Source organism: Aeromonas sp. S12(2024), from assembly GCF_041402305.1.
Lineage (GTDB): Bacteria > Pseudomonadota > Gammaproteobacteria > Enterobacterales > Aeromonadaceae > Aeromonas > Aeromonas veronii.
Genome location: NZ_JBGLRB010000028.1, coordinates 19,121 through 27,220, shown reverse-complemented (window position 1 = coordinate 27,220; position 8,100 = coordinate 19,121). Strand labels below are relative to the sequence as shown.

Below are 8,100 nucleotides of genomic sequence, written 5' to 3'. Positions count from 1 at the left end.
GTGACAGTTTAAAAGTCAGCGAGTAATCGCGCTGTGTCCGTTTCACACCTTGTCCCATCGGGTTCTCCATTTATTGGGGGGAAAGGTGTAAACCATATTCAGGACGGGACACCAGAAAACAAAAAGCCCGCCGGTTCACACCGGCGGGCTTTTTATCGACTCAAGGGGTATCAGTCTTTCTTGGCCAGCAGGAACTGCACCAGCTTGTTGAACTGCTCTTGAGAGGTGATGGATTCAATCTTCACCATGTACTTGCCGTTCACCAGGAAGGCCGGTACACCGCGAATGTTGTAGCTCTCGGTGTTGCGATCGAACTGGGAGACCATGCCGGAGACGGCGAAGCTGTCGACGGCACCGTCGAACTCTTCAGCCGGTACGCCGTTGTCTACGAAGATCTTCTTCACATCGTCACGGCTCATCGGCGGCTGACGCTGGGTGTGGATCTTGGTGAAGATGGCCGGGGTCAGCTTGGCTTCGGCGTTGAGCAGGCTGGCAACGGCGTAGGCACGCTGCATCTCGGGGCCCATCTCGCGACCGAGGAAGGCAACCGGGTTTTTCTTGAGGGGCACACCCTCTGGCAACCCGGCCTTCAACTGTTCAACGATCGGTTCGAAGGTAGCGCAGTGCGGGCAGTAGTAGGAGAAGAACTCCATCACTTCCGGCTGGGCACTGCCAGTCTGTTTGACCACATCGTAGTTGACGCCTTCCTTGAACTCGGGGGCGGCGTGAACCATGGGGATCATCAGCATGGCAGCAAGGAAAAATAGAACTTTTTTCATGATGTTTCCTGTTAAGGGATCACTGTGAGGCACGCCCGGCGAACCGAAGCAGTGCCAAGCCTATTGTTTCGCCATGCTGACGTCAATGGTCAGGGCCGGAGATCGAGTCCCCCTTGCCGCGCAAGATCCCTTCTATTTCACCAGTTTGGCATCAGGCTCAACGGTGGCGCCTTGAGTGCCTCCAGCTGATCGTGCAGTGTCGCTATCTGTTGACGCCAGTAGTGATCGGTATTGAACCAGGGGAAGTGACGGGGGAAGGCGGGATCTTCCCAGCGCCGCGCCAGCCACGCCATGTAGTGAACGATACGCATCGCCCGCAGCGGCTCGATCAGCGCCAGCTCCCGCGAGTCGAACTCCATAAACTCCTCGTAGCCCGCCAGCAGGGTATCGAGCTGGATCTGCTGCTCGTGGCGCTCGCCGCTGAGCATCATCCAGAAATCCTGAATCGCGGGGCCGGTACGGCAATCATCGAGGTCGACAAACATGGGGCCATCACGCCACAGGATGTTGCCCGGGTGGCAGTCGCCATGCAGGGAGATCTGCGCCACATCCAGGGTCATGGCGTCGCTGACATGCTTGATCAGTTCGTCGAGCACCCCGAAGAATTGCTTCGCCAGCCCGCTTGGCAGCCATTCGCCAGACGCCAGCAGCTGACGCGGTTCGTGCAGCATGCTCTCCACATCGAGCCGTACCCGATGGTGGAACGGCTTGCTGGCGCCGATCTGATGAATGCGACCGAGGAAACGCCCCACCCACTCAAGCTGGTCGAGATTATCCACCTCGAACTGGCGGCCACCGACGCTCTGCCAGATGGCAAAGGGGTAGCCCTCGTGCTCCAGCAGGGTCTCGCCCGCGAAGGCGAGCGGTGCGGCGACCGGGATCTCAGCCTCGGCGAGACGGGTGGCAAACTCGTGCTCCTCGAGGATCTGGGCCCGGCTCCAGCGGCCGGGACGGTAGAACTTCACCACATAGCGGCGACGATCCTCATCCTGAAACTGATAGACCCGGTTTTCGTAGCTGTTGAGCTCGATAAGGCCGGAGTCGAGCCGCAGGCCACTGAGATCGAGCGCATCCATGATGAGGTCGGGATTGAGGTCGGAATAGTTGAAACGCATGTCATCCACCATAAGAAAGGGGCGCCGTTGCGCCCCATTCTATCACTACTGACCGGCATTGCCGTGCTCGCTGGTGACCGGACTGGTGTCACGCCCGGCCCGCAGCCACACGCAGTTACAACCGGCTGATAAACTTGCTGCCCTGGCGCAGGTTGCCCTTGCTGTCATCGGGCGCCGCACCCTCCCGTTTCAGCACGAACTGGATATCCAGCGCCGGCCGTTTCAGGTTGTAAGGATCGACCGCCAGACTGACCGGCAGGGTGTAGATCTCGCCCGCCTTCAGGGTCACTTCACGGGGGCCGAACCACTGATACTCGGGCAAGCCCTCCACATCCAGCTGGTAGGTCTGGGACTGCAGGGTCTTGTTGAGGATCTTGAGGGTGTAGGTGTTCTCAATCAGCCCCTCGCTGTTTTCGCGGAACAGCTGGTTGCGATCCCGCAGGATATCGAGCCCCATCGGCATGATGGACATGGCGTTGTAGACAAATACCCCCAGCATCACCGCCATCACCAGCCCGTAACCAATCAGCTTGGGCCGCGCCACATGGGTCGAGTCGTTGGCCAGCTTGTGCTCGGTGGTGTAGCTGATGAGCCCTTTCGGGTAGCCCATCCGCTCCATGGTCTGGTCGCAGGCATCAACGCAGGCGCCGCAGTTGATGCACTCGTACTGCAGGCCGTCGCGAATATCGATACCGGTCGGGCAGACCTGCACGCAGAGATCGCAGTCGATACAGTCGCCCAGCCCCATCGCCTTGGGGTCCGCCTTGCGGGAGCGGGCGCCACGGGTCTCGCCACGCTTGGTGTCATAGCCGACGATGAAGGTGTCCTTGTCGAACATGGCGGACTGGAACCGGGCATAGGGGCACATGTGGATACACATGATGGCACGCATCCAGCCTGCATTGCCGTAGGTGATGATGGTGAAGAAGAGCACCCAGAACAGCACCCATCCGCTGGCCTGCAGGGTGAAGAGATCCGGCACCAGTTCCGTCACATCCTGGAAGTAGGCGACGAAAGTCAGGCCGGTCACCAGCGAGATCGCCAGCCAGGCCAGATGCTTGGCCCCCTTGCGAGCCAGCTTCTCGCCGCTCCAGGGCGCTTCGTCCAGCTTGCGCCGCTTGTTGGCGGGCCCTTCCAGCTTCTCTTCAAACCAGATGAACATGAAGGTCCAGACCGTCTGCGGGCAGAGATAGCCACACCAGACCCGGCCGAGGAAGGTGGTAATAAAGAAGAGTCCGAAGGCGGCGATCATGAAGAGCCAGGCGAGCAGGGTCAGATCCTGCGGCCAGATGGTGGCGCCAAAGATATGGAACTGCTGGTGACCGAGGTCGAACAGCACCGCCTGTCGCCCATCGTAACGCAGCCAGGGCAGCAGCACGAACAGCGCCACAAAGAACCAGCCCATGGCCTTGCGCATCCGCTGCCAATACCCTTTCTGGGCCCGCACATAGATGCGGTTGCCCGGGTTGAATCTGTCGTCGCTGGCTTTGAACGTATTGGGGTTGAAGGTCCCGGTTACGCCCTTGTCGGTGACGTCCTTGATATCGATTTTATCGTGGTCGGCCATTGCAAGACATCGCTCCCTTATTTGTTATGGAGCGGATTATATCTTAAACAGCATGCTAATTGTGTGGATTAGATGTATCTAATATTGGGGTTGGATCGCAATTTTAGGCAACAAAAAAGCGCATCACCACGAGGTGATGCGCTTCCGCTAAAGATTCACTTGATTCCGCGCGCCTTGAGCAGCGCCTCTTTGAAATCGGGCACATGATCCTTGGCCAGACCGGGGATCATCGCCTGCTTGTCGGATTCCCGCATCTTGAGGTGATAGATCAGCATGTCGTCGGTCAGCTCGGACAGAGGCCCTTCAAATCCCGCTTCTTGGGCCAGTTTGGCAACAAACTGCACCAGGCTGAGATCCTGTTCCTTGATCCAGGCAGGCTGCAACAACTCCAGCAGCTCTTCGATACGATGACATTGCATAGACAACCTCTTTAATCTGTCACGTTAAATTCAGGCAACCTTACCCATCAAGGCTACTTCGATTCGATCCCGCCCATTATGCTTGGCCTGATAGAGTGCCGCATCCGCTTTTTGGATCAAATCGGCGATTTTCATGCTGTTGTCCGGTATCAGTGTCGCAACACCAAAACTACATGTGACCCGACCGGAGACCAGTGACTTCTGGTGCGGGATGGCTAGCTCCTTGAGCGCCTGCCGCACATTGTCGGCCACCTGCAGTGCCCCCTGCATGCCGGTGCAGGGCAGCAGCAAGGCGAACTCTTCGCCCCCGTAACGGGCCGCCAGATCATCCTCGCGCCGCTCCACTTCGGCCAGCAGCCCAGCCACCTGTTGCAGGCAGTCATCCCCCAGCTGATGGCCGTAGAGATCGTTGAACTGCTTGAAGTAATCCACATCCACCAGCACCAGCGACAACGGCGCCCGGGCGCGATGGCAGCGCCGCCAGGCCCGCTCCAGAGAGTCGTCGAGATGGGCGCGGTTGGCGATGCCGGTCAGGCCGTCGAGGCGGGAGGTGAGACGCAAATGCTCGGAGACCGCCTTCAGTTCGGCAACCAGTTCGGCGTTCGAGAAGCGGTGGTGGAGCGAGGCGATCTGATCCCGCCGCATCCGGCGCAACAGGGTCGGCAGAAAGACAAAAAGATAGCCCGCCAGCATGCAGGAGACGATCCGCTCCTGCTCGTTGCCATTGCCCAGCTCGAACAGCATCGCCATGCCCAGCGGCAGGGCGGAACCATAGAGGGTACGGCGGCTGCCAAACAGCATGATGGCGCTGCCGGTAAGAATGAGGCTGGAGAGCATCATCATGGCGGCCCGGTAGGTATCGGGCAGCTTGTCCATGTAGAGCAGCACCCCGAGGGCCCAGATGATGGAGGTGATGGTGGCTCCGATAAAGAGCTCCCGCTCCAGCACCGGCAACGGAGTCTGGTGCAGGCGGGCTCGGCGCCAGCGCAAGTGCCAGCCCCGACCCAGCAGCCACAGGAAAGTGCCTGCCAGCCAACCGAGCGCTTCGATGGCGGGTAGATAGTCGTGAAACAGCAGACTCCAGCCAAATGCCAACACGCCCAAACAGGGGAGACTGAACGATGCATGGGTATAGAGCTGGGCCATAATGGCCTGCTTAACCTGGCGTGTCACACTCTGGGTCAACTGAGTACTCCTGTACAAGAGCCGAGCAGTCTACCATTACCCCCTGACCCGCAACAATAAAGCGCCGCTTATTAAGAAGTTAATCAATCAATAACGATTTCTTCTGCGCTGGCAGGTGAGTCCTTGCTCACCCCTTCTCCAATTCATCGAGGATCGGGCACTCGGGATTTTCATCCCCGTGGCAGCAGCAAACCAACCCTTCCAGGGAGGTAAGCATGGCCTGCAAACCGGCAATGCGGGCGCGCAGATCGACGATCTTCTCCTGCGCCAGCTTCTTCACCTGGGCGCTGGTTCTGTGTTCGTCCCGATAGAGCGCCAGCAGCTCCTGACACTCCTCCAGATTGAAGCCGGTCTCCCGCGCCCGTTTGACGAAACGCAGCTCACGCAGCGCCCCCTCGGTGTAACTGCGATAGCCGTTGTCACTGCGTACCGGGGCTGTGATGAGGCCAATGCTCTCGTAATAACGGATGGTCTTGGCGGTCAGCCCAGTGGCCTTGGCAACCTTGCTGATGTTCATTTATGCCTCCTTACTGATCGGGTTGGATGCTGGCCCGTGCGCCGCCCTGGGCTGCCAGCGTTTCAATAACAGGGAATTGCTCAAAACGGTGATGCTGCTCAGGGCCATGGCCGCCCCCGCCAGCTCGGGGCTGAGGTAGCCCAGTGCCGCCAGCGGAATGCCGATGATATTGAACACGAAGGCCCAGAACAGATTCTGCTGTATGGTGCGCCAGGTCGCCGCCGAGATGTCGATGGCATCGGCCACCAACCGCGGGTCGGAGCGCATCAGGGTGATGGACGCGGTCTCCATCGCCACATCGGAGCCGGAGCCCATGGCGATGCCCACGTCCGCCGCCGCCAGCGCCGGGGCGTCATTCACCCCGTCCCCCACCATAGCCACCAGCCCGCGGGTTTGCGCCCGCAGCGCCTCCACTTTCTCCACCTTGCCAGCAGGCAACACGGAGTCAAAGGCTCCGTCCAGCCCCAGCTTGGCGGCAATATGGGCCACCGGCGCCGGTGCGTCGCCGCTCACCAGCCAGCTGGCGATGCCGCGCTGGCGCAGGGTGGCGATGGCTTCCGGGCTCTCGGGGCGCAGGGTATCGGCCAATGCGGCGATACCAGCCACCGTTCCGTCGATGGCCACCCAAACCCGGGTCGCGCCATCGGCGGCTTGTTCATCCTGTTGCGGCATTTCAATCTCGAGCTGGGCCAGCAGGGAGCCATTACCGATGGCGACTGTGTGACCCGCTACCTGACCGACAATACCGGCCCCGACCCGCACCTCCACCGCTTCCGGCTGGGGCAACACCACTTCTGTGCCGACGGCCTCCCGCATCGCCAGTGCCAGCGGGTGCTCGCTCGCTTGCTGCAGGGCGGCGGCCAGATGCAACTGCTCGTCATTGCCGCTCCAGCTGGCCAGCACCGGCTTGCCCTGAGTGAGCGTGCCGGTCTTGTCGAAGATGAGCGCCTTGATGGCGTGGGCCTTCTGCAGGGTATCGACATCCTTGATCAGGATGCCGTGGCGCGCCGCCACCCCGGTACCGGTGACGATGGCTGCAGGCGTTGCCAGCCCCAGCGCGCAGGGACAGGCGATCACCAGTACCGCCACCGCTGCCAGCAACGCCTGACCGAAATCGTTGCTGATGGCGTACCACACCAGCAGGGTGAACAGGGCGATAGCCATCACCACAGGTACGAAGATGGCGGAGACCTTGTCCACCAGCTGTTGCAGCGGCGCCTTGCCCATCTGGGCGCTCTCCACCAGCGCGATGATCTTGCTGAGGCTGGAATCCTCCCCCACGGTAGTGGCTTCGATCTCCAGCACACCGGAGCGGTTGATGGCACCGCCCAGCACCTTGCCGCCCTCACTGCGCGGCACTGGCAGGCTCTCGCCGGTGAGGATCGACTCGTCCAGTTCGCTGGCGCCGCTCACGATTTTGCCATCCACCGGCACCCGCTCACCCACCAGCACCCGCAGCCGATCGCCACGCAGCACCTCGTCGATAGCGACGCTCTGCCAGCTCTCGCCACGCCAGACGGTGGCAGTTTCCGGTCGCAGCGCCATCAGTTCGCGAATGGCGGACTGGGTGCTGCGGCGGGCTCTCGCCTCTAACAGTTTTCCCAACGAAATCAGGGTGATGATGATGGCGCTCGCTTCGAAATAGAGCTTGCCGCTGGCTGCAATCCCCAGCGTCAACAACAGATAGAGGCTGTAGAAGTAGGCGGCGCTGGTGCCGGTTGCCACCAGCACATCCATATTGGCTGCGCGGTTCTTGATGGCGAGCCAGGCACCGCGATAGAAGCGGGCCCCGATCCAGAACTGCACCGGGGTGGCGAGCAGCAGCTCGAGCCAGGCGGGCAGATGCCAGGGGAACAGTCCAGCCATGGCCAGCATCCCCACCAGCAGCGGCAAGGTGAGCAAAGCCGAGATGATGACCCGGGTCTGCGCCTGACGGGCTGTGGCGGTCTCCTGCGCTTCCCGCTCCAGCAACTGCTGGCGGCGGCCGCTGGCCGAACCCTGTGCTAGTTGGGCGCCAAAGCCAAGCGCCTCGATCTGCTCGCGCAAAGCGGCTGGCGTCTGCATCCCGGGGACCAGCACGATCCGGGCCTGTTCGATGGAGAAGTTGACCTCGGCCGAGATAACGCCGGGCAGCGCCGCCAGCATCTTGTTCAGTCGAGCCGAACAACCGGCACAAGTCATACCGGTAATTTGAAACAAAAAGGTCTCGCTGCCATAGTCGTAACCCTGACTCTTGATGCTGTCGAGCACCGCAGGCAGGCTGTCGGGGCTGGCCAGCTCGATGGCCGCCTGCTCCAGCGCGAAGTTGACGGTGGCCGATACCCCGTCGAGTTTGTTGAGGTTGGTCGCGATGCGGCCTGCGCAGTTGGCGCAGCTCATGCCGCTCAGCGGCAACTGCAGATGAATGGGTGATTGAAGATAAGTGGTCATGTTGTTCCTCCCCGGAACCCGTCGGCACCACAAAACGCCGACTGGCAAACCCTAACCTTTACTGTAAGGGAAAGCTCAAGCCACATGA

Annotated in this window: 7 protein-coding genes; all 7 read right to left on the bottom strand. The window is 60.8% G+C overall.

Annotation, left to right across the window (positions count from 1 at the left end; translation table 11 throughout):
* Window positions 1–170 precede the first annotated feature (170 nt).
* The 7 genes from ACB035_RS19770 to ACB035_RS19740 all read right to left on the bottom strand — a co-directional run bounded on the left by ACB035_RS19770 (window position 171) and on the right by ACB035_RS19740 (window position 8,012).
* Window positions 171–779: a thiol:disulfide interchange protein DsbA/DsbL gene (locus tag ACB035_RS19770; RefSeq protein WP_005339604.1), complete on the bottom strand. Its 609-nt coding sequence runs from the start codon at window positions 777–779 to the stop codon at window positions 171–173.
* Window positions 780–916: 137 nt separating this feature from the next.
* Window positions 917–1,906, bottom strand: a complete 990-nt coding sequence (locus ACB035_RS19765) for a serine/threonine protein kinase (RefSeq protein WP_213390429.1) — start codon at window positions 1,904–1,906, stop codon at window positions 917–919.
* A gap of 103 nt (window positions 1,907–2,009) precedes the next feature.
* The gene (gene ccoG, locus ACB035_RS19760; protein WP_005356121.1) at window positions 2,010–3,461 is read right to left on the bottom strand and encodes a cytochrome c oxidase accessory protein CcoG; all 1,452 of its coding nucleotides are present in this window, start codon (window positions 3,459–3,461) and stop codon (window positions 2,010–2,012) included.
* A gap of 155 nt (window positions 3,462–3,616) precedes the next feature.
* Window positions 3,617–3,880, bottom strand: a complete 264-nt coding sequence (locus ACB035_RS19755; protein ID WP_005339598.1) for a YihD family protein — start codon at window positions 3,878–3,880, stop codon at window positions 3,617–3,619.
* Between the two features lie 30 nt (window positions 3,881–3,910).
* The gene (locus ACB035_RS19750; RefSeq protein ID WP_005339596.1) at window positions 3,911–5,065 is read right to left on the bottom strand and encodes a GGDEF domain-containing protein; all 1,155 of its coding nucleotides are present in this window, start codon (window positions 5,063–5,065) and stop codon (window positions 3,911–3,913) included.
* Between the two features lie 127 nt (window positions 5,066–5,192).
* Complete coding sequence (gene cueR / locus ACB035_RS19745; RefSeq protein ID WP_005356117.1) at window positions 5,193–5,582, bottom strand: Cu(I)-responsive transcriptional regulator; 390 nt, start codon at window positions 5,580–5,582, stop codon at window positions 5,193–5,195.
* The gene (locus ACB035_RS19740) at window positions 5,583–8,012 is read right to left on the bottom strand and encodes a heavy metal translocating P-type ATPase (protein ID WP_371167970.1); all 2,430 of its coding nucleotides are present in this window, start codon (window positions 8,010–8,012) and stop codon (window positions 5,583–5,585) included.
* Window positions 8,013–8,100: the final 88 nt, after the last annotated feature.